The organism is Polyangium mundeleinium, from assembly GCF_028369105.1.
GTDB classification, from domain to species: domain Bacteria; phylum Myxococcota_A; class Polyangia; order Polyangiales; family Polyangiaceae; genus Polyangium; species Polyangium mundeleinium.
The window spans coordinates 2674172-2697056 of sequence record NZ_JAQNDO010000001.1; the positions used below are offsets into that span (position 1 = coordinate 2674172).

Consider the following 22885-nt stretch of genomic DNA (forward strand, 5'->3'; position numbering starts at 1 on the left):
CGGATGGCTTCTCGTGGCGGCGGCAGGTTGATCCCCCGCATCGTCTACGGGGTCACGGGCACGTTGTTCGGCGGCGCGGTTTTCCTCGCGGGCCGGCGGCTTTATGGCGACCGCGTCCTCCAGCGAAGGTGGCGCGCGCTCCTGCCCCGGCCGAGCGAAGGTCGCTTCGATCCTCGCGAGCTCGACGACCTGCCCGAGCCCGTGGCCCGTTACTTCCGGCATGCGCTCGCGGAGGGGGCGCCCCTCGATCCTGCCGTGCGCCTCGCGATTCGCGGCGAGATGCGCCTGTCGCCGACGGACGCGTGGCGATCGATGGAGGCCGAAGCGCTCCTCGCGCCGCCGCGCGGGTTCGTCTGGAAGGCGGCGGTCGGCGCGGGGGGCAGCCGTTTCGTGGGGTCCGACTGGCTCGAAGGCGAGGACGCGGGCAGCGAGTTTTATGCGATCGGCGCGCTCCCCGTGGCGCATGCGCGGGGCCTCGACGTGCGCCGTTCTGCGGCGGGCCGGCTCGCGCTCGAATCGATCCTCTCGCCGGCGTCGCTGCTCCCTTCGCGGGGCGTGCGCTGGGAGGTCGAGGGGCCCGACGCGATCCGCGCGACGCTTCGGATTGCGGGCGAACCGCACACCGTGGCGATCACCATCGACGACGCGGGCGCGGTGCGCTCGGCGAGCCTGCTTCGCTGGTCGAACCAGACCAAGGACAAGCGCTTCACGTGGATCCCGTTCGGGGTCGACGTCGACGAGGAGCGCACCGAGGGCGGCCTCACCATCCCTTCGCGTGTCCGCGTCGCGTACTGGCACGGAACGGAACAGCGCTTCGAGTTTTATCGCGCCGAACAGCGGATCGTCCCCCTGGGTGGATGAATATTTCCCCACCCGGTCCGTTCTTGATCCATCCCCGTATGTTGCGTCTCCTGACGTCCCGGCCCGTAACGGCGAAAAATCGTGAGGATACGGTAATTTCTCACGACCGTTCCGGGTGCGCAGCGGGTGTTGACGTCTGGCACGGGACGTGCTGAAAAGAAATCACGTAGGAGGACGGTCGTCATGAAGAAAGCCCTTTCGCTCGCTGCTGTTGCTATCCTCGCTTTTGCCGGCGCCGCATTCGCGGGCGACAAGTACGACCTCAAGATTTCGCCCGCGTCCGGCAAGTCCGGCGACAAGGCCACGGCGACCGTGACCATCAAGGCCAAGGGCGAGTATCACGTCAACCTCGAGTACCCGCACAAGCTCATTCTCAAGGCGCCGGACGGCGTGACGGTCGAGAAGGCGAAGCTCGTCGCGGCGGACGCGAAGGTTTCGAAGGAAGAGCTGAGCTTCACCGTGGTCGCGACGGCCGCCGCGCCCGGCAAGAGGACCATCGAGGCGGAGCTCAAGGGCGCGGTTTGCACGGAGAAGACGTGCGAGCCGTTCTCCGAGACGATCTCGATCCCCGTCGACGCGAAGTGAGTTTTTCGCGGCGCTCTCCGGAGCGCGCGTGAAATGAAAAAGCGCCGTCCCTTTCGGGCGGCGCTTTCGTTTTCGAACGTTCGAGCGAGCCCTCAGGCCGGCGCGATGACGAGCCCTTCGCCGCTGGGGAGCGCCGGCGCCGGTTTGCCGGCCATGATTGCGTGTATCGCCTCGATGTCCGCGGCCGAGGGACAGCCCCAGCCGGCTTGATACTCGAACACCGAGGCCGCCGAGCGCGCGTGCAGCCGATCGTCGAGGATCTCCAGCTCGTCGAGCGTCACCAGCGCCGGATGCGGCACGCCGCAGGCCCGCGCGAGCTGCAGCAGCTCCTTGCGCAGGCTCGTCACGTAATTCGCGAATCGGGCAGCTTTGTCCGTCGGATCGAGCCCACGCACGAGCCAGCGGCTTTGCGTGGCGACGCCCGTGGGGCAACGGCCCGTGTGGCACTCCTGGGCCTGGATGCAGCCGATCGAGAGCATCGCCTCGCGCGCCACGTTCACCATGTCGCAGCCAAGCGCGAACGCGAGAAGCGAAGCGTGCGGGAAGCCGAGTTTGCCCGAGCCGATGAAGACCACGTCCTCGGCGATCCCGGCCTCCGCGAACGTACGATAGATGCGGCTCATCCCGATCTTGAAGGGCAGCGCCACGTGGTCGCTGAACACGAGCGGGGCCGCGCCCGTGCCGCCTTCGCCGCCGTCGATCGTGATGAAATCGACGCCCCGATCGCCGCGCGTCATGAGCTTCGCGAGCTCGTGCCAGAACTTCTCCTGACCGACCGCCGATTTGATCCCCACGGGCAGGCCCGACGCTGCGGCGAGCTTCTCCACGAAATCGAGCAGCTCGTCGGCCGAGGAGAACGCCGTGTGCGCGGCGGGGCTGATGCAGGTTTCTCCGATCGGAATGCCGCGGATCTTCGCGATCTCGGCCGTCACCTTCGCGCCTGGCAAGACGCCGCCGAGGCCGGGCTTCGCGCCCTGGCTCAGCTTGATCTCGATCGCGCGGATCGGCGCCGACGCGACCGTCTCCAGGAATCGCTCCATGCTGAAGCGCCCCTGCTCGTCGCGGCAGCCGAAATACCCCGTGCCGATTTGCCAGACGAGGTCCCCGCCGTGCCGGTGGTGCGGCGATACGCCGCCCTCGCCGGTGTTCTGCATGGCGCCCGCGATCTTCGCGCCGCGGTTGATCGCCTCGACGGCCGCGCCGGAGAGCGAGCCGTAGCTCATCGCCGACGAGTTGATCACCGAATTCGCGCGAAATGCCTTCTTCCGGCCCCGCTTGCCGCCGAGCACCTTCGCGCAGGGCACCCGGTAGCCCGGATCGTAGCCGGGCTCGCCCGCGTGCAGCTCCGGCAGCGGGAACGCCGCGTGCTTGACGATGAGGTAGTTCGGGCTCTGCTCCAGGTCGTTGTCCGTGCCGAACCCGAAGTAGTTGTTCTCTTTTTTCGCCGATGAGTAGATCCACCGGCGCTGATCACGGCTGAAGGGGCGCTCTTCGTCGTTGTTCGTGACGATGTATTGCCGCAGCTCCGGCCCCACCGCTTCGAGCAGGTAGCGGAAATGCCCAATGATCGGGAAATTGCGAAGGATCGCGTGTTTCGTTTGCGTCACGTCGTAGATCGCGACGGCGACGACGAGGACGGCGAAGACGGCCAGGATGATCCACACGGCGGGCTACCTCCGGGGGCTCGGGGGAGAGAGGCTAACCTTTCTCGGCAGATGGTGTCGAGGGTGCCTTTCGCGCGAGCTCGCCCTCGATCTTCACGAGGGCCTCGTCGATCCAGCGCTCCACCGTGCGCGGGAAGGGCCACATCCAGCCATAATCCGGCCCCGTGAAGCGCCGCACGATCTCCGCCCGCAGCGCGGGGGCGCGGGCCGCGGCGAGGCCCTCGATTTCGGCGACCGCGCGCAGCGTCTCCTCGTACGCCTCCCACTCGAGGCGGGCGCGGAACCAGGCGAGGCCCATCGGCAAGGGCAGGACGCCGTAGAAGAGAACCATGATGACCCAGCCGTACCGCTCGAACTGCGCGACGTGCACGGCCTCGTGGCGGAGGATTTCGAGCGCGCGGGTGGGCTCCCAATTGTCGAAATCGTCGGGCACGTAGATCGTGTGACCGAGCGTGGTCACGTAATGGGTGAGGTACTTGTTCTGGCCGCCGAACGTCACGGCCCAGAGCGCCGCGCCCGCGGCCCGCTGGTGCCAGTATTCGGATTTCTTCACGACCCGGATCGGGCGGCGCCTTCGGGCGAATCGTTCGAGCAGCCGCGAAAGCTCCTCGCGTGCCTTTCGGTCGGCGATGTGCGTCGGCTTCACGCGCCCCCTTTCGGCACCTTCACGTCGAGCTTGCCGAGGCGCGCGAGCAGTGGGCCTCGCTCGTCCATGGCCGTGCCGAGCAGCGCCCGCGCGGCTTCCTCGTCGAGCGCCGGGACGTCTTTCGCCGCGAACCTTGCTTCCTCCGCGGCGGGGATCTTGAAAATCAGGTGATAGACGCCGCTGTTCGAGACCGCGAGCACGTTCGGCTTCTCCTCCACGCCGAGCAGGCGGAGGAGCGCCGCGGCCAGATATCCTCCGGCCGCGCGGGCGAACGCGCCGCCGCGATAGGACATCGAGACGTGGTGCTCGTGGCCGTCCTCCTCGCCCGCGTTCGCGACCGTGTACGCGATCGCGATATCGGCGGACGTAATGAACGCATTGCCCTCGGCGAACGGATCCGCGGGCGGCCCTTTGCCCACGCCCGCGAGCGCCGCCTGCTTGGCGCGGCCGAGCCCGCGCGAGAGCTCCATCAGGTGGTCCGGGGAGAACAGCCGATCGTAGCGCGGCCGCTTCATCGCGAGCCGGTAGATCAGGAACACCACGAGCCCGATGAGCAGCCATTTCAGCATCGGGGCTTGCGCCTCCGCGCCCATGCGCCGAGACAAACGATCCCGACCGCGGCGAGCGGCAGCGCGGGGGAATCGCCTGCCCCGTCGAGATCAATCGAGCAGATGCCGCCGCCGCGGCGGCGCCCCGGTGCGCTCATGCCGGAGGTCGTCTTCGTCATGCACGTGGCTACGATTTCCTGCGTCGAGCCAGCTGCGCACCCCTTGTCCTCGTTCACGTAGCTCACGGCCTCGCGAAAGCTGCGCCCGCTGCCTCCCGCGGTGCGGATGATGCCCGGCGCGACGCACATGCGCACCTCGACGCACCCCTGTCCCGGCACGCAGGAGTTTCGGTCGGCGGTGCTGCAGACCTCCATCAAGCAGCAAGGCCGCCCGCCCGCGCAGACGCCGCCTTGCGAGCCGAGAGGGCAGGTGTCGGGCGCGCAGCCCGTCCCGGCGTGCCCCGTGATGCCATGTGTTTCGGGGGGACAGGACGTCGGCGCGGGCGGGACGGCGTCCGCGTGCGCGCGGGTAGGCAGAGCGAGCGCGGCCACGAGCGACAGGATCGCCGCCGATCGCGCCTTGGTTCGTTCCATGGCGAGGCATCGTGCGGGTCCTCGAAGGATTCGTCAACGCGCGTGGGGGGCTGGTACGTCGAAGGTCCCATGCCTGCTCCTCCGCGCTCCTCGCTCCTCCTCCGCGTGGCCACCTTGATGCTCTCGCTCGGCATCCTCGGCGTTCTCGTGACCCAGGCCTCGCTCTCGACCGGATGCTCCCGCAGCGAGCCCCCTGCGCCCTCGGCCGTTCTCGAGCGCAGCGCCGCCGTCCCGCCGCCCGCGCCTTCCGCGACGCCGGGGCCCATGCCCGGAGACCCCGCCGCCGCGCCGGATTCCACGGGCTCCCTCGACGTGGGCGACGAGATGTTCGGCACCACGAAATCGGGGAAGTTGTTCCGGCCCAAATCCCAGGGCTCCGCGGCCCCGAAGGGCGAGTCGGGCATTCTTCAAGACGTGCCACCCTCGAACGCCCATGCCCCGCGCTGAGCTCTCGCAGGCGCTCGACGCGTTGTGGGCCGCGCTCGCGAGCCTCGCCGTGCTCGTGGTCATGTTCGTCCCGCTGGAACGCGTTTTTCCGGCCAGACACCAGCGCATCCTCCGGCCTGCCCTTGGCCTCGACCTCTGCTTTTTTTTCGGGCAATACCTCGTCTGGAACGCCCTCGCGATCTTCGTCGCGCGCACGGCTTCGGCGTGGATCGGTGGCTACTTGCCGGAAGGGCCCCGCGCGTTTTTCGCGGCGCAACCCTTCTTCATCCAGGCCATCCTCGTGGTCCTGCTCGGCGACCTTTGCGTGTATTGGTACCACCGGGCCTGCCACCGTTTCGATGTTCTCTGGCGTTTCCACGCCGTGCATCACACGAGCGAGCACCTCGACTGGGTCGCGGCGCATCGCGAGCATCCGGTCGACGGCGTCCTCACGCAGCTCGCGACGAACCTGCCGGCGCTCGCGCTTGGCTTCGCGCCGCGGGCGCTCGCCGGCCTCATCGTCCTTCGGGGCGCGTGGGCCATCTTCATCCACTCCAACGTGCGCCTGCCCCTCGGCCCGCTGAAATGGATCCTCGGCGCGCCCGAGCTTCACCACTGGCACCACGCGCGCCTCGAACGCACGCAGCACAACTTCGCGAACGTCGCGCCGTTTCTCGACGTGATCTTCGGGACACACCATTGCCCCGCGAAGGACGAGACCTACGATCTCGGCGTCGCGTTCGCCGCGCCGAAGAGCTATCTCGGGCTCCTCCTCGCGCCGTTTTTGCCGGCTACCGCGTCGGCTTCCGCAGAATCATCGTCTGCGTCGCGTACGCCGTGAGCTTGCCGTCCGCGCCCCACACCTCCGCCTCCGCCGTCGCATACCCCGCCCGCGCCCTCCGCGCCCACACGCTCACGAGGTGCCAATCGCTGGTCGTGGGGTCGAGGAAATGCACCGTGAGGTCCAGGCTCGGCGCGTGGAAATGCGGGCCCTCCGGGCCGAGCTTCTGGCGCAGGGCCGGCGGCATCAGGTCCGCGATCGGCGGGATCGCGAAGGGATCGAGCGTGCCGTCCGCGAGGCGCTGCGGGACCTTGTACCGCATCCACCGCGCATAACGAGCGGAGCCCGCCGGCCAGCCCGGCTTCCACCAGACGTGCCCGAGCGCGAGGCGCGAATCGAAATTGTCGAGGAATGGGTATTCGCTGCGGCCCGCGACCGAGCGGCGTGGCTCCACGATCGAGGGCGCCTCTTCGGGGTCCGGCACGCGCGGCGGCGCCGTGTCGAGCAGGTCGAAGCCTGGCCGCTCGCGGGCGAACGTCGCGCTCACTTCGAGGTCCGTCTCCGCGGAGGCCTGCGCGCGGAGCGCGGCGCGCGCCTGCACGGCCGCATTGCCGCGCCGGAGCACCTCGACGCGGATGTCGAGCGGACCGGCCGGGACGGGGCTGCAAAAGATCGTCGTCGCCGAGACAGGGCGAAACGTCGCATCGGCGATCGTGGCCTCGATCGCGCGCAGCGCCACGGTCATGAGCACGCCGCCCGAGGGCAGGTTCCAGCTCCAGGCGTCGGGGAGGTTCGTCGTGTAATGGCCGGGCGAACCGGGGACGGGCGTGACGGCGGTGTCGAGGGCGAGATCGGCGGGCATCGCGGGGCTCAACTCGAAGCGGAGGTATAATGGCCGATCGCGCGGATCCAGACGGTCCGCGCCATCACGGCGAGCAGGGCTGCGCCGAGGATCGAGGCCACGGCGGTCTGCGCGGCGAGCGCGCCGAGCAGCGCTTCGGCCGGGTACGTCGTCATCACGCCGAGCGGGATGACGAAGGTGAACACGATCTTCCAGACCCCCTTGAACACGGACACGGGCCAGCGCGCGAAATCGAAGAGCGAATCGAACAGGTACGCGAGGTTGTCCACGCGAACCACCCAGAAGGCCGCGGCGATCACGAGGATCCAGATCGAATAAAGGACCACCGTGGCCGCCGCGAGCATGGCGAGCGCCGTCAGGACGCCGACCGGGCTCGGCACGCGCCCGAGGCGCACGAAAGCGACCGTGACGAGCGCGAGCCCGGCGATCGCGTCGAACACGCGGAAGACCTCGAACTTCGTGGTCGAGACGAGGAACTGCGCGTCGGCGGGCTTGAGCAGCACGAAATCGAGCGTGCCCTCGCGGATCTGCTGCACGACCGCGAGGAGCGAGGGGTTCACCGCGCCGTCGAGCACGCCCCGCAGCAGCGTGAAAAAGCCCACGACCACGAGCGCGGTCTCGTACGTCCAGCCCCCGACGGGCGGCCGGTCGTGGAAGGCCACGTGGAACGGCACCAGGCCCGCGACCGTCCAGAGCAGGGCGAGGACCCCGCTGACCACGAAATCCCAGCGATATTGCATCGCGAGGGTCACGGACTTGCGGAGCTGGAGGCCGAGCAGGGAGAGATACCGCATCTCGCGTCCGCGCGGAGGCTAGCACGCCCCGGGCCCGACGCGGTTATACTCGCGCTCCCCGTGCCCCCGCGCCTCGAAGCCCCGAACGATACGAACGCCCGCGCGCTCAGCCCCTACCGCGCGGCTCCGCTCGCGTTCGGGCCGCCCGTCGCCACGTATCGCCCGAGCAAGCTGCGCCGCGCGTCCTCGCTCTTCGTCGGCGTGTCCACGGGCCTCGCCGCGATCGTGTCGCTCCTCGCGTCGCTCGGGGGCGGCTCGGATCCGGGCTCCTGGGTCATGACGTTCCTCGTGGTGGGCATGTTCGGGACCGTCGCGGCCTTCGCGCTCCGTCTCTTCCTGCGGGACATGCGGGCGCTCGTCACCGTGCACGACGAGGGGATCGGCATCACGACGTACACCGGGAAGCACATGGTTTTGTGGGAGGACGTGACCGGCATCTGGGCGCGATTCTATGAGCCCGTACGTTCGCCCGAGTTCATCGTGCGCCTCGGGTCGCGGGACGGCCGCGTGACCGAGTTCCCGGCGGAGCTCGAAAACGCGCGGGACCTGGCCACGCGGGTGCAACAGGAGACGGCGGCCGGGCTGCTCGCGGAGACGGTGGCTTCGCTCGACGCGGGAGAGAGGCTCCCGTTCTGGCCGATGGTGGTCGATGCGTCGGGCATTCATTACGGCAGAGGCGCTTCGCGGTGGAATGATGTCGACGCCATGCAGCTCTCGTTCCGGTGGCTCGAAGTGCGGCTCGCCTCGGGCAATCGGATCTTGCTCCCGACCGAGGACGTGCGAAACGTGGGCGTCCTGCTCGCCGTGGCGGCGCGGTTCGGAATCGGTCGATTGGCGGGGGGTCCGGCCTAACCGCGCTTGTCCCCGCGCTCCCGCGCCCAGTTCATGATCCGGATCAGGAAGAGCCCCGCGAGCACGGCCCCGTAGAGCGCTGGCTCCGTCACGTCCTTCTTCACCCGCATCACGAAATGCACGACGCCGAGGATCGCGACCACGTACGCGAGCCTGTGCAATCGTTTCCACCGGGCGAACCCCATCCACTTGAGGGCTCTTGCGGTCGACGTCGCGGCCAGCGGGAGGAGCAGGACGAACCCGGCGAACCCCACGAGGATGAACGGGCGCTTCGTGATGTCCTCGACGATCGCGCGCAGGGCGAGCGATTGATCGACGACCGCGTAGACCAGGAAATGCGCGCAGACGTAAAAGAAGCCGAGCAGACCGAGCGATTTGCGAATGCGGATCGGCCATTTCCAGGCGGTGACGATCTGGAGCGGCGTCGCGGCGAGCGAGAGGACGAGCAGGACGAGCGCGAGCAGCCCGAGCTGGTTCATCGCCTCGGCGATCGGGTTTGCCCCGAGGTCGCCGCGCGCCGCGCGTGCCGCGAGCACGACGGCCGGAACGAGGCCGCCCGTGACGATCGCGGGGACGAGCCAGCCGAGCTTGCCCGCGCCCGCGCGAGGCGCGGCAGGTTTGTCCGGCGTGGGGAGAACACTCGCCGCCATCAGTAAGACATCCGGAGGTCCATGCCCGCGTAGAGCGACGCGACCTCCTCCGCATAACCGTTGAACGGGAGCGTCGGCCGTTTTTCGACGTCCCCGATGCGCCGCTCCATCGCCTGGCTCCAGCGCGGGTGGGCGACATCCGGGTTCACGTTCGCGTAAAAGCCGTATTCACGCGGGGCCGCCATGTTCCAGGACGTCTGCGGCTCCTTCTCGACGAGCGCGATCCGCACGATCGACTTGATCCCTTTGAACCCATACTTCCACGGCACGACGAGCCGCAGCGGGGCGCCGTTTTGCCCGGGGAGCGATTTGCCGTAAAGGCCGGCCGCGAGCATCGTGAGCGGGTGCATGGCCTCGTCGAGGCGCAGACCCTCGCGGTAAGGCCATTCGAGCACGTCCGTGAGCTGGAACGGGAGCTGCTCCGGATCCATCAACGTACTGAACGCGACGTACTTCGCCCGCGACGTCGGTTCGAGCCGTTCGAGCAGCTTCCCCAGCGGAAAGCCGAGCCACGGGATCACCATCGACCACGTCTCCACGCAACGCATGCGGTAGACGCGCTCCTCCAGGGGAAACCATTTCAAGAGCGTCTCGATGTCGACGCGCTGGGGTTTTTTGATCTCGCCCTCGAAGACCACGGTCCACGGCCGCGGCTTCAGGGTCTTCGCGTTTCGCGCCGGATCTTCCTTGTCGAGGCCGAGCTCGTAATAGTTGTTGTACGTCGTCACGTCCTCGTAAGGCGTGCGCGGCTCGTCCGTGGTGAAGGGATTGCGCGCAGCAGCCGAGCCCGAGGGCGCGGCGGGCACCGCGGATGCGGGCGGCACCACGAGGTCTGCGGGCAGCGGCTCGGCGGTGATCGTCGCGCGGCGGCCTCGGCCCGTGAGCGCGACGAGGCCCGTGCCCATCGCTGCGGCCGTCCCCACGAAAAGCCCCGCGCTTTTGAGGATCTCGCGGCGGCGCAGGTACCGTGCTTCGGGCGTGATCTCGGAGCTCGGGGGCGGCGTGGGCAGCCTGCGCATGAGGGCATTGTAGGCGATACGCGTTGCGACGTCGCGCCCGACGTACGATGATCGCCGCATGAAGATCTTGGTCTTCGGGGCTTCGGGGCCCACTGGTCGGGAGGTCGTCACGCAGGCGATCGACGCGGGGTACGAGGTACGCGCGTTCGCGCGCAGGCCCGCGGCCGTCGGCGCCTGGTCGCCGCGCCTCGAGCTCGTGCAAGGAGACGTGCTCGAGTGGGGGCACGTGGGGCCCGCGATGCGCGGCGTCGACGCGGTCATCTCGGCGCTCGGGACGGGGAGGGACTTCGGCGAGACGAATCTGTTTTCCGACGGGTTCGCGGCCATCCTGTGGGCGATGGCCGAGGCCCGCGTGCGCAGGTTCGTGTGCGTGACGTCGGCCGGGACGATCGAGGATCCGAACGAGCCGTTCTGGTACCGGACCGCGGGCCGATGGATGGCGCGGCACGTGTACGCCGATCAACGAAGGGCCGAGGAGCGCCTCCGCGCGAGCGACTCCGACTGGACCATCGTGCGCCCGCCGCGCCTCCTCGACGGACCGAAGAGGAGTGATTACAAGATCGTGAAGGACGGGCCCGCCGGCAAGTCGTACGAAGTCAGCCGCGCGGACCTCGCCGAGTTCATGGTGGCCGAGATGATGGCGATGAAATACGTCCGCGCCGCCGTGGGAATCGGGTATTAGGATGAGCTCCGCGAACGACATCGTGCTCGAGACGCGCCCCCTTGGTTTTCCCTGGGAGACGGCCGATCCCTTCCTCTTTTGCGTGCACCACGACGACGCGTACCCCGCGGGCAACGAGCGCATGGGGCCGGCCGCGTCGCTCGCGGGGCGCAACATCGGCCAGGATTTCGCCGGCAAGGACGGCTGGCGGATGTACCACGGCGAGGTCGTGCCCGCTTCCCGCAGCACCCGCACCGCGGCTTCGAGACGGTGACGATCGTGCGGCGCGGGCTCATCGATCACGCGGACTCGCTCGGCGCGGCGGCGCGCTTCGGCGCGGGCGACGTGCAATGGCTGACGGCGGGCGGGGGCATCGTCCATTCCGAGATGTTCCCGCTGCTCGATCGGGCGAACCCGAACCCGGCCGAGCTGTTTCAGATCTGGCTGAACCTGCCGGCGGAGGACAAACTCGTGCCGCCGCACTTCGCGATGCTGTGGAGCGATACGATCCCGCGGTGCGTTTTTCTCGACGAGGCGGGGCGAGCCACGGAGGTGACGGTGATCGCGGGTTCGCTCGACGGGAAACGTGCGCCGGCGCCGCCGCCGAAGTCGTGGGCGTCGCGTCCGGACACGGATGTGGCGATCTGGAGCATTCGAATGGCCCCGGGCGCCACGTGGACGCTGCCGAAGGCGGCGCACCCGCAATCGGTGCGGACGTTGTATTTCTTCCAGGGCGCGTCCTTGCAAATCGGGGAGCAGGCGCTCACGGGGCACGTGGCGGCGCGGGTCCGGAGCAACGTGGATGTGCGGCTCCAGGCCGGCGACACGGAGACCGAGATCCTGCTCTTGCAGGGGCGCCCGATCGGGCAGCCGGTGGTGCAATACGGTCCGTTCGTGATGAACACCCGCGAGCAGATCCAGCGCGCGATGATGGATTACCAGCGGACCCGCTTCGGCGGGTGGCCGTGGCCGAGCGACGACCCGGTGCATGGGCGCGAGGAAGGTCGGTTCGCGCGGCATGCGGATGGACGGATGGAGCGGGTCGGGGGCTGAACGCTCCTCCACGTTCCCGCCGATCTTCTAGGCGTGATCACGCGCGTCCTTGACATGGTGTCGACTCGACACTAAGGTTCGTGTACATCCTACACGGACCCATTCATGAGCGTGACCTACCACTACCCGCGCCCGGCGCTCGCCGTGGACTGCGTCGTGTTTGGCCTCGACGAGGAGGACCTCAAGGTCCTCCTCATTCGGCGCGGCGTCGATCCTTTCGCCGGGCGCTGGGCTTTGCCTGGCGGGTTCGTGCGCCTCGACGAGACACTCGACGAGGCCGCGCGGCGTGAGCTTCGCGAAGAGGCCGGCATCGAAAAGGTGTACCTCGAACAGCTTTATACGTTCGGGGCCGTGGACCGGGATCCACGCGAGCGTGTCGTTTCGGTGACCTATTACGCGCTCGTGAAGCTCTCCGAGCACATGGTCCGCGCCGCCACGGACGCGCGCGAGGCCGCCTGGTTTGCGATCGACGACTTGCCGCGGCTCGCGTTTGATCACGAATCCATCGTCGACAAGGCCATCACGCGCCTGCGCGGCAAGGTGCGGTATGCGCCCATCGGGTTCGAGCTCTTGCCCAAGAAGTTCACGCTCACGCAGCTCCAGCGCGTGTACGAGAAGGTGCTCGGGTACGAGCTCGACAAGCGAAACTTCCGCAAGAAAGTGGCCGCGACGGGGCTCTTGATCGAGCTCGACGAGGTGGAGCAGGACGTCGCGCATCGGGCGGCGCGGCTCTATACGTTCGACGAGAAGACGTACCGCAAGCTCGAAAAAGAGGGCTTTTTGTTCGAGATATGAGGCCGGGGAGGTTGTCATGCGCGTCGACGAGCGATTCGAGGTGGCCGCGGGCAGCGTGACGGGACGCTCGCACGTCCTCGCCGGGAAGCCGAATCAGGACGCGTTTGCGTTTCGTTCGGCCGAATGCGGGATCGTCGGCGTCGTGTGTGACGGGTGCGGCAGCGGCGCGCATAACGAGATCGGGGCGGCGATCGGGGCGCGCATCCTCGCGTCGCAGGTGCTCCGCGAGATGGAGGCCGGCGCGGCGATCGGCGAAGAGGCGACGTTCGAGCGAGTGCGGGAGCGTTTGCTCCTGGCGCTCGCTTCGGCCGCGCAGGACATGGGGATCGCACACGCGCGTGGCGTGGCCGAGTTTTTCCTGTTCACCGTGCTCGGCGTGGCGATCTCCGCCGAGCGGGCCGTTGTGTTCGGCGCCGGGGACGGGATCTTCGCCGTGGGGGACGAGGTCGTGCGGCTCGGGCCTTTCCCTGGCAATGCGCCGCCGTACCTCGGGTATGGACTCTCGGGGGCGGGGCCGCGGGTCTCGATTCATCGCGTCTTGCCCGCGTCGGCGCTCACCTCGGTGCTCGTCGGCACGGACGGCGCGGCCGATTACGATACGCTCGCAGGCGCGTTGATCCCCGGGGCGCACGGGGAGCGTGTGCCGCCGCTCCGGGCCTTCTGGTCGGAGGATCGGTACTTTCGGAACGCTGATGCGGTGCGGCGATCCCTCGCGCTCGTCAATCGGGACGTGACGCGGCCGCTTTGGGACGAGCGGCGGCTCCACAAGGAGCCGGGGCTGCTCGAAGACGATACGACGTTGCTCGTCGTGCGCCGCAAAAAGACGAGCGCGCCGGACTAGCAGAGGGGTTCTGATGAAATGGCCGTTCGGGCTCGCCGCGAGGCGAGGACGGGAGACGTGTGCCATGGAAGTATACATCGACGACAAACGCCTTCGCGTGCGCCCACAGGCCTCGATCGGCAAGGGCGGCGAGGCGGACGTCTTCGACCTCGGCGGCGGCGTCGCGCTGAAGCTCTGGAAGGGGCCGGACCATCCGGACGTCGCCGGGGTCTCGGTCGAGGCGCGCGCGGCGGCGGACAGGCTCGCGCTCGTGCAGGAGAAGATGCCGTTTTTTCCGGCGGGATTGCCGGCGCGGGTCGCCTCGCCGCTTGCGCTCGCGAAGGACCGGAAGGGCAGCACGATCCTCGGGTACACGATGTGCTTGATCGCGGGCGCTGAGCCGCTCATGTGCCTCGGCGAGCCGGCGCGGCGCCGGGCGCTCGGGGGGGATGCCGCGGTGCGGATTCTGCGTGACCTCCGGGCGACCGTGGCGGCCCTGCATCACGCCGGCGTGGTGATCGGCGATTTCAACGATCTGAATGTGCTCGCGCGGGACGGCGAGGCGCACATCGTGGACGCGGACAGCTTTCAATTCGGCCGGTTTCCGTGCCCCGTGTACACCGAGCGATTCGTGGATCCGCTGCTCTGCGAGACGAGCGAGCCGCGACCGCGGCCCGTGCGGCCGTTCACGGCTGCATCCGACTGGTATGCGTTCGCCGTGATGGTGATGGGCACGCTGCTTTGCGTGGGGCCTTATGGCGGCGTGTATCGGCCGCGGGATCCGGCGAAACGTGTCCCCGAGGCGGCGCGGCCGCTCCGGCGGATCACGGTGTTCGACCCGGAGGTGCGTTATCCGAAGCCGGCGATCCCGTTCGGCGTTTTGCCGGACGATCTTTTGCATGCGCTCGCCTCGATCTTCGAGCGCGACGCGCGGGCGCCGTTTCCGCTCGCGCTGCTCGAAAACCTGCGTTTCACGGCGTGCGTGTCGTGTGGGGCCGAGCATGCACGGGTGCGTTGTCCGGTCTGTGATCACGGCGCGGCGCGCGAGGTGATCGTCGTGCGGGGGCACGTGAAGGCATCGCGCAAATTCGCCACGTCTGGCACGATGGTCGCGGCGTCGCTCGTGGGGGACGCGCCGGCGTACGTGGTGCACGAGGGGGGCGTATACAAGCGGGAGGACGGCGCCGAGCTTTTGCGGGGGCCGCTCGACGGGGCCTTGCGGTTCTGGATCCAGGGGAAAACCACGTTCATCGGGCGGCGCGGGCGGGTCGTGGCGTTCGAGGCCGGGCAAACCGAGCAGGCGATTGCGGTGGATGCCCTGGGGCAGGAACCCGCATTCGTGGTGAATGATCGATATCGATGGTTCGTCCATGGAGGGCGCCTGTTCCGGCGCGCCGCGCGGCCTACCGGTTCGCCCCTCGCGGGCCTCGCGGAAGGCGCGGCGGAGCCCTGGGGCGAGGTGCTGGCCGGACAGACCCGCATCTGGGCCGGCGAGCGGCTCGGGTTCGGCTTTTACCGGGCGGGCGCGGTGTCGGTCGTGTTCACGTGGGATCCCGAGCGCCGCGGGATTCGCGATTCGGTGAAACTGCCCTGGCCGAGCGGGCAGATCGTGGCGGCGGACGCCGCGATCGATAAAGACAGGGTTTGGTTTTTCGTGACGTATGTGCGCGCCGGTCGAACGATGAACCGGTGCGCCGTCGTGGCCGAGAGCGGCGCGCTCCTCGGCGTGGCCGAGGCCGAGGCGGGCGACGGCTCGTGGCTCGGGTCGATCGCGGGGAAAACGGCGATCGGGGGCGCTCTCCTCGTGGCCACGGACAGCGGCCTCGTGCGGGTCGAGCTCGGCCCGGGCGGGCCGGCCGAGGCGCGGCGTTTCCCGGACACCGAGCCGTTCGTGCACGAAGGCGCGCGGATCCTTGCGGGATCCGCGGGTCTCTGGGTCGTGGGGGCGCGCGAGATCACGGCGCTCGCCATGGGTTGATTCGCAGAAAGAAACGAGAGGCGACATCATGAACCACAAGGAACTTCCGCTGCCGGTCTTTTACGATCACAAGAGCGCCGAGAAATGGGGCCATCGTCCCAAGGAGGAGCTGCTCTTCGTGGCCGCCGAGGACTGGCGCAAGGCGCTCGACATCCGGCCGGCGGGCGCGGACAAGACGAACGTGCACCTCTTGCTCATCGACGTGCAGAAGGATTTTTGCCACCCCGAAGGCGCGCTCTTCGTGGCGGGGAGGAGCGGGCGGGGCGCGATCGACGATAGCCGGCGCATCGCGGAGTTCATTTACAAGAACCTCGACGTGCTCACGGCGATCACGACGACGATGGATACGCACTTCTCGCACCAGATCTTCTTCCCGTCGTTCTGGGTGGACCGCGAGGGCAAGCCGCTGACCGCGCACCGGGTGATCACGACGCGGGACGTCGACGCAGGCGAGGTGCGGCCGAATCCGGCCATGGCGAAATGGCTCTGCGGCGGGAACTACCCGTGGCTCGTGAAGCAGGTGCGGCATTATTGCGAGGAGCTGGAGAAGGCCGGGAAGTACACGCTTTATCTGTGGCCGCCGCATTGCTTGCTCGGGAGCGACGGGCACGCGCTCGTGGGTGCGCTTCACGAGGCGAGGCTTTTTCACTCGTACGTGCGCGGGGCGCAGTCGTGGGTGGAGGTGAAGGGAGGCAATCCGCTGACGGAGAACTATTCGGTGCTCTCGCCGGAGGTGCTCACGCGGTTCGACGGGCAGCCGCTCGGGCAAAAGAACACGCTGTTCTTGAAGACGCTGCTCGCGGCGGACGTGGTGATCATTGCGGGGCAGGCGGCGAGCCATTGCGTGAAGAGCTCGATCGACGACATCCTCGGCGAGATCGCCTCGGTCGACGCCGCGCTCGCGCGGAAGATCTACCTGCTCACCGATTGCATGTCGGCCGTGACGGTGCCGGACGGCAAGGGCGGGTTCGTGGCGGATTTCACGCCCGAAGCCGACAAGGCGCTCGCGAAGTTCGCGGCGGCGGGGATGAACCTGGTGAAGAGCACGGACGAGATCGGGCGCTGGTTGAAATAGGAGAGGAGGACGTCATGACGAACGGGAATGGGAAGGGAAGCGAGATCCGGCGGCTCTTCGAGGCGGCGGAGGAGGAAGGGACGCTCTCGCCGGAGGCGCTCGCGGCGCTCGCGGCGATCGATATCGGGGCGCAGATCCAGGCCGGGCTCGGCGTGGGCGTCGATGACGTGCAGGCGTCCGAGGTCGTGCTCGTGACGATCATGCCGGATGATTCGGGGTCGATCCGGTTTTCCGGGAACGCCGATCTCCTGCGGGAAGGGCACAACACGGTGGTGGAGGCGCTCGCGTCGTCGAAGCAGAAGGATTCGATCCTGGCGCATACACGGTACTTGAATGGATTCGTGCTTTATCCGTACCGGCCCGTGGCGCTCGCCGAGCGGATGACCCCGAAGAACTACGATCCCACGCTGGGGACACCGCTCTACGATCAAACGGTGGTGCTCCTCGGGACGGTGATCGCCAAAGCGCAGGAGTTTGCGCAGAGCGGCGTGCCGGTGCGGAGCGTGACGTTGATCCTCACGGATGGGGCGGACGAGGGATCGTGCAGAGCCAAGGCGAGCGACGTGCGGGTGCTCGTGCGCGACATGCTGGCGAGCGAGCAGCACATCGTGGCGGCGATGGGGATCGATGATGGGCATACGCCGTTCCGGGACGTGTTCCGGGCGATGGGCATCGAGGATCGGTGGATCCTGACGCCGCGCAGTGATGCGGGGGAGATCCGGCGGGCGTTCCGGATGTTCTCGCAATCGGCGATGCGCGCGAGCCAGCACGCGGGGTTTTCGCGGGCGGCGGCGGGCGGGTTTCTCGGGTGAATCAGCCGCCGAACGCCCCGAACCGCCGCACGCCCGCGCGAAAGACGAGGAGGGCGGCGGTCGCGGCGGCCGCCGCGTAGGTGTATTGCACGGCGAGGCCTCGCAGGGCGGACTTCGTGTCCATGAGGCCAATCACGACCTCGACGGGAAACCCCAGGGTGTAGCGGAAAGGCAAGGCCTCCGCGACGCCGCGCACCCAGCCGGGGAAGAGCTCGAGCGGGACGACGTAGCCCGAGAGCAACATGAACGTGATGAGCCAGATCTCGAAGACGCTCGTGGAGCTCTCCAGGAAAAACGCGAGCGAGCCGATGAGGGCCATCGTGAAGAAATTGATGAGCCACGCACCGAGCAGGGAAGCGAAAAAGATCACGAGGAGCGGGCCGCTCCGCGTGAGGTTGGCGTACACGACAGCCACGACGACGACCGGCAGGCAAAGCGCGGCCCGGAGCGGCAAGGCGGCGAGGTTCTCCGCGCTGTAGATCCAGAGCGGGTGAATCGGCTTGAGGAGGCGCTGCGAGAGCGTGCCCTGGCGGATCTCCTGGTTCATCTCCCACACGAGCCAGGAGCCCGTGACCTGGCGGACGACGAGCGCCGCCAGGAAATATCCCATGAATTCGCTTGGGCCATATCGACCCACCGGCGCCTCGCTCGCGACGGCCGTCCAGATGGAGAGGCTGACGAGCGGCATCGTGGTCGTCAGCATCCAGATCACGAGCTCGGCGCGATAGGCGAGCGCTGCGGAGAAGCCCACCCGCAGGAGGGTCGGATAGACCCGAAGCAGGTTCATTGCGTGGCCTCGGCCGGCTCCTCGGCGGGGCGCGCGAAGAGGTCCCGCATGACCTCTTCGAGCGGCGGATCCTCGATCGTGAGGTCACTCGTGGGCGCGCTCGCGACGAGGTGGCTCACGGCCTCGCGCACGTCCGATTGCGGGACACGCAGGACCGCGCGCGTCCCTTCGAGCTCGACGACGGTCCCCACACGTTCGAGGGCCGCGCGCTCCGGCGGCGCGGTGAAGACGAGGACGATACGTTTGTCTGGGCGGATCGTCTTGACCAGCGTGGCGAGGTCGCCGTCGTAGCGGAGCTTGCCCCGGTCGATGACGATGACGCGCGGGCAGAGCGAGGCGACGTCGTCCATGTAATGGGACGTGAGCAGGATGGTCGCCCCGCGCTTCTCGTTGTACTTGCGGATGAATTCCCGCACGACGAGCTGCATGGAGACGTCGAGGCCAATCGTGGGCTCGTCGAGGAAGAGGATGCCCGGGCGATGCAGGAGCGCCGCCGCGAGCTCGCATTTCATGCGCTCGCCGAGCGAGAGCTGGCGCGTGGGCTTTTTCGTGAGCGCGCCGATGTCGAGCAGGGTTTCGAGCTCGTGCAGGGTCTCCGCGAACGCCGCGTCCGGGACGCCATAAATGGCCCGGTTCAGGTCGAACGTCTCGGCCGGCGGCAAGTCCCAAAGGAGCTGCTGCTTCTGGCCCATGACGAGCGTGATCGCCCGCAAAAAGTCGGCCTCGCGGCGCCGCGGGACGTGGCCCGAGACCGTCACCTCGCCGCTCGTCGGGTGCAGCAATCCCGAGAGGATCTTCAAGGTGGTCGTTTTTCCCGCGCCATTCGGGCCGAGGAAGCCGACGCGCTCGCCAGGCTCGATCGTGAACGAGAGGTCCTCGACGGCACGAACCTCCTTGTACGTTCGGCGGAAAACGCTGCGCAACGAGGCCGCGAGACCCGCCGGGCGCTCGTGGACCCGATAGACCTTCGTGAGTGCGCGGACCGCGACGGCGGCGTCCATGGGCCGCGGAGGGTAGCACCGAACGAGACCCAGATCGGTTAGCCTCCGTCGCAGCAGTACATGACCGACTTCAAGGCGACCCCAACGTTACCCGATCCCCTCAGCGAGGCGCCGACAGGCCTGGTCCTTTCGAGCGCGCCAGGCGATCGCGTGGCCGGTCGATACACGCTGCTCGGCCTGCTCGGGGTCGGCGGCATGGGCAGCGTCTATCGCGCCCGCGACGAGGAGCTCGAAGAGGTCGTGGCCCTGAAGGTGCTGCGGCAAGACCTCGTGAACGAGCCGGGGATGCTCGAACGGTTCCGCCGCGAAGTGAAGCTCGCGCGACGCGTCACCCACAAGAACGTCGCCCGCGTCTTCGACATTGGCGAGCACGGCGCCGACAAGTACCTGACCATGGAATTCGTCGAGGGCGAGCCCCTCAACGTGGGGCTCGCCCGGCAAGGCGCGATGTCGGTCGCGCGTGTCGTGGAGATCGCGACGGCGATCTGCGCAGGCCTCGCCGCCGCGCACGCCGCCGGCGTGGTGCACCGGGACCTGAAGCCCGAAAACGTGCTCCTGGCGAAGGACGGGCGCGTGGTGATCACCGATTTCGGCATCGCGCGGATGCACGAGCCCGAGGGCTCGCGGACGCAGGTCGGCGCCGTGATCGGGACACCGGCGTACATGGCGCCCGAGCAGGTGCAAGGGATCGCCGACATCGACACACGCGCGGACATCTATGCGCTCGGCGCGATGCTGTACGAGCTCTTCACGGGCGAAAAAGCGTGGCGCGGGGAGTCGATCGTGAGCGTCGCCGCGGCGCGGCTGGTGCAACCGCCGCCGGATCCTCGCGTCAAACGGCCCGATTTGCCGACGGCGTGCGGGACGATCGTCCTCAAGTGCATGGCGCGCGATCGCGACGAGCGATATCGCACGGCGCAAGAAGTGGCCGAGGAGCTGACGAGCCTGACCTTGCCGGCCATGAACAAGCTGCCCGTGACGACGCTCGTGGCGCCCGCGGCGAGCACCGGCACGCCGACGCCGGCCGCGCAGGCGGCGGCCGAGAAGGCGGTCGCGGTGCTGCCCTTCCGCAACAGCGGGCCGCCGGATGACGACTACCTCGCCGAAGGGCTCACCGACGATCTGATCGACACGCTGTCGATGACACGCGGCCTCAAGCTGCGGCCGCGCGGCGTGGTGATGCGCTGGAAGGGCGTCGATCAGGACCCGCGCGAGATCGGGCGCGAGCTCGCGGTGCAGGTCGTCGTCGAGGGGAGCGTGCGCAGGACGCCGGCGGGCATGCGCATCAGCGCACGCGTGCTCAGCGTGGCCGACGGGTTCCAGCTCTGGGCGAAGCGATTCGACCGACCAGAGAAAGATCTCTTCGTGGTGAACGACGAGGTCGCGAAGGCGATCGCCGACGCGCTGACGGTCGACATGGCGCAGCCCGCGCGCGAGTCGCCGACGGACCCCGTGGCCGTCGAGCTCTACCTGAAGGCGCGCATCGAGTACCGGAAGTTCTGGGTGGAGCACGTGCGCGAAGCCGTGAAGCTGCTCGAACAAGCCCTCGCGCGCGCGCCGCAGGATCCGACGATCCTGTCCGGCTACGCGAGCGCGCTCGCGCGGATGTCGTTCTTCAACGGCGACAACGCCGTGCTGGCGAAACAAGCCGCCGAGCGCGCCCTCGCGGCGGCGCCGCACCTCGCCGAGGCGCACCTCGCCATGGCGCACGGGCTCTTCCAGGCCGGCGACGGGACCGGCGCGCTGCGGAGCGCGCGCCAGGCGATCACACGCGCGCCCGCGCTCGCCGAGGCCTATGGGCTGATCGGGATGATCCTGTCGGAGTCGGGTCCGCTCGACGAAGCCGCGCGCGTGCTCGAGACGGCGCGCTCGCTCGATCCGGCGGCGCCCTCGGTGTCGCGGAACCTCGCGCGTGTCGCCGTGCTGCGCGGCGACCTGGACGGCGCGCAGAAGCTCCTCGAACAGGTGCGGGCCGTCGAGGGCGAGTTCGCGTACTTCGCAGGCGTGACGCGGTACGCGATCTGGGGCCGCGACGAGGCGCTCTCGAAGAGCGTCGCCGAGCGGCTGCGGAGCGTGAAGATCGAAGCGCCCATCCAGATGGCGATCCGCGACGCGTTCCTCGACAAGATCTCGCCGTTCGATTCGCCGATCTTCCAGCAGGCGATGGCAAACAACGAAGGCGGATGGCGACGGACCGCGTACTTCCGGCAGGTCGAGGTCGAGCTCGCGCTCTACGTGGGCGACGTGGCGCGCGCCGTCGGCTCGATCGTGCCCTGCGCGCAGAGCGGGCTCATCGATCTCCTGTGGATGGATCGTTGCCCGCTGCTCGCACCGCTCCGCGGGACACCAGAGTTCCAGGCCGCGCGCGTGATCGTCGACGAGCGGGTGTCGCGGATGCTGGAGGCGTTGCGCGCGGGTTAGCTCGGCGAGCGGAAGAGCGCGAGCACGCTGGTGTAAAGGTCGAGCCGTGACGGACGGCCTTCGCGGGGGCTGATCTCGAAGGCTGCGTGCATGCCGGCGATCGGGAGATCACCAAAGCGCTGGCGGAGGATCCGCACCTCGGCGTCGGGCACGCCGTACAGGGCTTGGCCGCGGCCCGCGCAGGTCAGGTAGAGGGCGAAGCGCGGAGCTGCGCCGAGCGCGTTCTTGGAGACGACACGCGCCATCGTCTCGAGCTCGGTCCTTGCTGTCTGCGCGTCTCGCACCGCGAAGGCCATGCGCAGCCCGGGGCGCGCGTCCGCGCCGATCATCACGCCTCGCCGGGAGGGATCGATCCCGCGCACGGGACGGATCACGAAGCGCGGACGCCCGTCGTCTGTGACGTCGTCTGGCTCGGCGAGCGCGGCGAACACGAGGGGCGAGGGCGCGCCGGGGTTGTCGGCGCCGGGCGCGCATCGTGAGAGCTCTTCGAGTGCGGCGCGGCTGCCGATGCGCGTCACGAGGCCTGCGTGGACCTCTTCGATGGGCGCGAGATCGGAGACGAGGCGGCATGCGGGGGAGGCTGCGACGATCGGCGAGGCGAGCCCCTTGATCGCCATCCCCACGGCGCGTGCTGCGCGCTCTTCGCCCTCTGCCGTGACCACCATGCCGCCTGCGCCCACGGTGCCGGCGCCGAAGACACATGCCGAGGGGGCGGCGGCTGCGAGGCCTTCGAGCAGACTCGTGTCGAAGCCGTCCGCGCGGTGGAAGAGCAGCGCGGAGGAGGGGCGCGCGCCGAGGGCGTGCCCGATCGATTCGCCGAGCGCGCGGGGGGATTCTTCTGCTTCGCCGAGCGCGAACGGCGTCGTTTGCCCTCCGTTCCAGAGGATGCCGCTCACGGCGGGGACCCCTTCGAGCTCCGCGCGCTCGTGCAGCACGCCGGCGCCAGGGACGAGCACGGTCGGCACGCCTCTCCATGCGGCTGCCACGCGCCCTGCGAGCGTGCGGAGGTGCGGCACGAGTGGGCCTGTCACGAAGACGAGCCCACCTGTTGGGGAGGTGACGGCGCCGCGTGTCTCTCGGAGGACGCGCGAGAGCCCGTCGGGGGAGGTCACGCTCGTGCAGAAGCTCCGCGCTGCCATAGGAATGACGAGGGAGTCTACCCGAGCGGACGGCCCTCTCGACAGGGGGGCCCGGGGCGGAT

25 protein-coding genes are annotated in these 22885 nt (G+C 68.7%); 14 read left to right on the forward strand and 11 right to left on the reverse strand.

Features of this window, described 5'->3' with window-relative positions; all coding sequences use genetic code 11:
- The first annotated feature begins 3 nt into the window (after window positions 1–3).
- Both POL67_RS10830 and POL67_RS10835 read left to right on the forward strand, forming a co-directional pair.
- Window positions 4–861, forward strand: a complete 858-nt coding sequence (locus POL67_RS10830) for a DUF6544 family protein (RefSeq protein ID WP_271917173.1) — start codon at window positions 4–6, stop codon at window positions 859–861.
- A gap of 183 nt (window positions 862–1044) precedes the next feature.
- Window positions 1045–1446, forward strand: a complete 402-nt coding sequence (locus POL67_RS10835) for a hypothetical protein (RefSeq protein WP_271917174.1) — start codon at window positions 1045–1047, stop codon at window positions 1444–1446.
- 92 nt (window positions 1447–1538) lie between these two features.
- Here POL67_RS10835 and POL67_RS10840 read toward each other — a convergent pair whose 3' ends face one another.
- The 4 genes from POL67_RS10840 to POL67_RS10855 are packed head-to-tail and all read right to left on the reverse strand — an operon-like array spanning window position 1539 to window position 4897.
- A complete protein-coding gene (locus POL67_RS10840; protein ID WP_271917175.1) occupies window positions 1539–3110 on the reverse strand; it encodes an FMN-binding glutamate synthase family protein in 1572 nt (523 codons plus the stop codon).
- Window positions 3111–3144: 34 nt separating this feature from the next.
- On the reverse strand, window positions 3145–3756 hold the full coding sequence (locus POL67_RS10845; protein ID WP_271917176.1) for a hypothetical protein: 612 nt from the start codon (window positions 3754–3756) through the stop codon (window positions 3145–3147).
- Complete coding sequence (locus POL67_RS10850) at window positions 3753–4325, reverse strand: hypothetical protein (protein WP_271917177.1); 573 nt, start codon at window positions 4323–4325, stop codon at window positions 3753–3755. The genes POL67_RS10845 and POL67_RS10850 overlap by 4 nt, the downstream gene beginning before the upstream one ends.
- Window positions 4319–4897: a hypothetical protein gene (locus POL67_RS10855; protein WP_271917178.1), complete on the reverse strand. Its 579-nt coding sequence runs from the start codon at window positions 4895–4897 to the stop codon at window positions 4319–4321. Before POL67_RS10855 ends, POL67_RS10850 begins: the two co-directional genes overlap by 7 nt.
- 69 nt (window positions 4898–4966) lie before the next feature.
- On the opposite strand from POL67_RS10855, the gene POL67_RS10860 reads away from it, so the two are divergent.
- Window positions 4967–5344, forward strand: coding sequence for a hypothetical protein (locus POL67_RS10860; RefSeq protein WP_271917179.1), 378 nt, complete (start codon window positions 4967–4969; stop codon window positions 5342–5344).
- Window positions 5331–6164 carry a sterol desaturase family protein gene (locus POL67_RS10865; protein WP_271917180.1) on the forward strand — a complete coding sequence of 278 codons (834 nt, stop codon included), beginning with the start codon at window positions 5331–5333 and terminating at the stop codon, window positions 6162–6164. The genes POL67_RS10860 and POL67_RS10865 overlap by 14 nt, the downstream gene beginning before the upstream one ends.
- On the opposite strand, the gene POL67_RS10870 is transcribed toward POL67_RS10865, so the two are convergent.
- Together POL67_RS10870 and POL67_RS10875 are read right to left on the reverse strand one after the other, a co-directional pair.
- Entirely contained in the window at window positions 6115–6966 is an 852-nt protein-coding gene (locus POL67_RS10870; RefSeq protein WP_271917181.1) for an acyl-CoA thioesterase, read from the reverse strand. The genes POL67_RS10865 and POL67_RS10870 overlap by 50 nt on opposite strands.
- Window positions 6967–6974: 8 nt before the next feature.
- On the reverse strand, window positions 6975–7760 hold the full coding sequence (locus POL67_RS10875) for an ABC transporter permease (protein WP_271917182.1): 786 nt from the start codon (window positions 7758–7760) through the stop codon (window positions 6975–6977).
- A gap of 60 nt (window positions 7761–7820) precedes the next feature.
- On the opposite strand from POL67_RS10875, the gene POL67_RS10880 reads away from it, so the two are divergent.
- Window positions 7821–8612, forward strand: a complete 792-nt coding sequence (locus POL67_RS10880) for a DUF6585 family protein (protein ID WP_271917183.1) — start codon at window positions 7821–7823, stop codon at window positions 8610–8612.
- Here the strand turns inward: POL67_RS10880 and msrQ are convergent.
- Window positions 8609–9262: a protein-methionine-sulfoxide reductase heme-binding subunit MsrQ gene (msrQ, locus tag POL67_RS10885; RefSeq protein WP_271917184.1), complete on the reverse strand. Its 654-nt coding sequence runs from the start codon at window positions 9260–9262 to the stop codon at window positions 8609–8611. The genes POL67_RS10880 and msrQ overlap by 4 nt on opposite strands.
- Window positions 9262–10341: a protein-methionine-sulfoxide reductase catalytic subunit MsrP gene (msrP, locus tag POL67_RS10890; protein WP_276075567.1), complete on the reverse strand. Its 1080-nt coding sequence runs from the start codon at window positions 10339–10341 to the stop codon at window positions 9262–9264. The genes msrQ and msrP overlap by 1 nt, the downstream gene beginning before the upstream one ends.
- Between msrP and POL67_RS10895 the strand changes: the two genes are divergently transcribed.
- From POL67_RS10895 to POL67_RS10925, 8 genes are all read left to right on the forward strand, one after another.
- The gene (locus POL67_RS10895; protein ID WP_271917185.1) at window positions 10340–10963 is read left to right on the forward strand and encodes an NAD(P)-dependent oxidoreductase; all 624 of its coding nucleotides are present in this window, start codon (window positions 10340–10342) and stop codon (window positions 10961–10963) included. The two genes, msrP and POL67_RS10895, sit on opposite strands and share 2 nt — an antisense overlap.
- Window position 10964: 1 nt before the next feature.
- A complete protein-coding gene (locus POL67_RS54520; protein WP_276077371.1) occupies window positions 10965–11216 on the forward strand; it encodes a hypothetical protein in 252 nt (83 codons plus the stop codon).
- Window positions 11213–11995 carry a pirin-like C-terminal cupin domain-containing protein gene (locus POL67_RS10900; RefSeq protein ID WP_308789521.1) on the forward strand — a complete coding sequence of 261 codons (783 nt, stop codon included), beginning with the start codon at window positions 11213–11215 and terminating at the stop codon, window positions 11993–11995. Before POL67_RS54520 ends, POL67_RS10900 begins: the two co-directional genes overlap by 4 nt.
- Before the next feature lie 105 nt (window positions 11996–12100).
- Window positions 12101–12790, forward strand: coding sequence for an NUDIX hydrolase (locus tag POL67_RS10905; protein ID WP_271917186.1), 690 nt, complete (start codon window positions 12101–12103; stop codon window positions 12788–12790).
- A 16-nt stretch (window positions 12791–12806) separates the two neighbouring features.
- Window positions 12807–13631: a protein phosphatase 2C domain-containing protein gene (locus tag POL67_RS10910; protein ID WP_271917187.1), complete on the forward strand. Its 825-nt coding sequence runs from the start codon at window positions 12807–12809 to the stop codon at window positions 13629–13631.
- A gap of 13 nt (window positions 13632–13644) precedes the next feature.
- On the forward strand, window positions 13645–15588 hold the full coding sequence (locus POL67_RS10915; protein ID WP_271917188.1) for a hypothetical protein: 1944 nt from the start codon (window positions 13645–13647) through the stop codon (window positions 15586–15588).
- Between the two features lie 28 nt (window positions 15589–15616).
- Window positions 15617–16663: a cysteine hydrolase family protein gene (locus POL67_RS10920; protein WP_271917189.1), complete on the forward strand. Its 1047-nt coding sequence runs from the start codon at window positions 15617–15619 to the stop codon at window positions 16661–16663.
- Between the two features lie 14 nt (window positions 16664–16677).
- Complete coding sequence (locus POL67_RS10925) at window positions 16678–17475, forward strand: hypothetical protein (RefSeq protein ID WP_271917190.1); 798 nt, start codon at window positions 16678–16680, stop codon at window positions 17473–17475.
- 1 nt (window position 17476) lies between these two features.
- On the opposite strand, the gene POL67_RS10930 is transcribed toward POL67_RS10925, so the two are convergent.
- Together POL67_RS10930 and POL67_RS10935 are read right to left on the reverse strand one after the other, a co-directional pair.
- Window positions 17477–18262: an ABC transporter permease gene (locus POL67_RS10930; protein ID WP_271917191.1), complete on the reverse strand. Its 786-nt coding sequence runs from the start codon at window positions 18260–18262 to the stop codon at window positions 17477–17479.
- Complete coding sequence (locus POL67_RS10935) at window positions 18259–19263, reverse strand: ABC transporter ATP-binding protein (protein ID WP_271917192.1); 1005 nt, start codon at window positions 19261–19263, stop codon at window positions 18259–18261. Before POL67_RS10935 ends, POL67_RS10930 begins: the two co-directional genes overlap by 4 nt.
- Before the next feature lie 60 nt (window positions 19264–19323).
- On the opposite strand from POL67_RS10935, the gene POL67_RS10940 reads away from it, so the two are divergent.
- Window positions 19324–21684 carry a protein kinase domain-containing protein gene (locus POL67_RS10940; RefSeq protein ID WP_271917193.1) on the forward strand — a complete coding sequence of 787 codons (2361 nt, stop codon included), beginning with the start codon at window positions 19324–19326 and terminating at the stop codon, window positions 21682–21684.
- On the opposite strand, the gene POL67_RS10945 is transcribed toward POL67_RS10940, so the two are convergent.
- The gene (locus tag POL67_RS10945; protein ID WP_271917194.1) at window positions 21681–22823 is read right to left on the reverse strand and encodes an FIST C-terminal domain-containing protein; all 1143 of its coding nucleotides are present in this window, start codon (window positions 22821–22823) and stop codon (window positions 21681–21683) included. The genes POL67_RS10940 and POL67_RS10945 overlap by 4 nt on opposite strands.
- Window positions 22824–22885 lie beyond the last annotated feature (62 nt).

What these genes read in the sequence shown, in the direction of transcription:
- POL67_RS10910 (WP_271917187.1), top strand. Translation starts at nt 12,807, where the DNA reads ATGCGCGTCGACGAGCGATTCGAGGTGGCCGCGGGCAGCGTGACGGGA.
- POL67_RS10935 (WP_271917192.1), bottom strand. Translation starts at nt 19,263, where the DNA reads ATGGACGCCGCCGTCGCGGTCCGCGCACTCACGAAGGTCTATCGGGTC.
- POL67_RS10930 (WP_271917191.1), bottom strand. Translation starts at nt 18,262, where the DNA reads ATGAACCTGCTTCGGGTCTATCCGACCCTCCTGCGGGTGGGCTTCTCC.
- POL67_RS10875 (WP_271917182.1), bottom strand. Translation starts at nt 7,760, where the DNA reads ATGCGGTATCTCTCCCTGCTCGGCCTCCAGCTCCGCAAGTCCGTGACC.
- POL67_RS10925 (WP_271917190.1), top strand. Translation starts at nt 16,678, where the DNA reads ATGACGAACGGGAATGGGAAGGGAAGCGAGATCCGGCGGCTCTTCGAG.
- msrQ (WP_271917184.1), bottom strand. Translation starts at nt 9,262, where the DNA reads ATGGCGGCGAGTGTTCTCCCCACGCCGGACAAACCTGCCGCGCCTCGC.
- POL67_RS10850 (WP_271917177.1), bottom strand. Translation starts at nt 4,325, where the DNA reads ATGCTGAAATGGCTGCTCATCGGGCTCGTGGTGTTCCTGATCTACCGG.
- POL67_RS10870 (WP_271917181.1), bottom strand. Translation starts at nt 6,966, where the DNA reads ATGCCCGCCGATCTCGCCCTCGACACCGCCGTCACGCCCGTCCCCGGT.
- POL67_RS10830 (WP_271917173.1), top strand. Translation starts at nt 4, where the DNA reads ATGGCTTCTCGTGGCGGCGGCAGGTTGATCCCCCGCATCGTCTACGGG.
- POL67_RS10915 (WP_271917188.1), top strand. Translation starts at nt 13,645, where the DNA reads ATGAAATGGCCGTTCGGGCTCGCCGCGAGGCGAGGACGGGAGACGTGT.
- POL67_RS10835 (WP_271917174.1), top strand. Translation starts at nt 1,045, where the DNA reads ATGAAGAAAGCCCTTTCGCTCGCTGCTGTTGCTATCCTCGCTTTTGCC.
- POL67_RS10860 (WP_271917179.1), top strand. Translation starts at nt 4,967, where the DNA reads ATGCCTGCTCCTCCGCGCTCCTCGCTCCTCCTCCGCGTGGCCACCTTG.
- POL67_RS10905 (WP_271917186.1), top strand. Translation starts at nt 12,101, where the DNA reads ATGAGCGTGACCTACCACTACCCGCGCCCGGCGCTCGCCGTGGACTGC.
- POL67_RS10940 (WP_271917193.1), top strand. Translation starts at nt 19,324, where the DNA reads ATGACCGACTTCAAGGCGACCCCAACGTTACCCGATCCCCTCAGCGAG.
- POL67_RS10865 (WP_271917180.1), top strand. Translation starts at nt 5,331, where the DNA reads ATGCCCCGCGCTGAGCTCTCGCAGGCGCTCGACGCGTTGTGGGCCGCG.
- POL67_RS10855 (WP_271917178.1), bottom strand. Translation starts at nt 4,897, where the DNA reads ATGGAACGAACCAAGGCGCGATCGGCGGCGATCCTGTCGCTCGTGGCC.
- POL67_RS10945 (WP_271917194.1), bottom strand. Translation starts at nt 22,823, where the DNA reads ATGGCAGCGCGGAGCTTCTGCACGAGCGTGACCTCCCCCGACGGGCTC.
- POL67_RS10895 (WP_271917185.1), top strand. Translation starts at nt 10,340, where the DNA reads ATGAAGATCTTGGTCTTCGGGGCTTCGGGGCCCACTGGTCGGGAGGTC.
- POL67_RS10920 (WP_271917189.1), top strand. Translation starts at nt 15,617, where the DNA reads ATGAACCACAAGGAACTTCCGCTGCCGGTCTTTTACGATCACAAGAGC.
- msrP (WP_276075567.1), bottom strand. Translation starts at nt 10,341, where the DNA reads ATGCGGCGATCATCGTACGTCGGGCGCGACGTCGCAACGCGTATCGCC.
- POL67_RS54520 (WP_276077371.1), top strand. Translation starts at nt 10,965, where the DNA reads ATGAGCTCCGCGAACGACATCGTGCTCGAGACGCGCCCCCTTGGTTTT.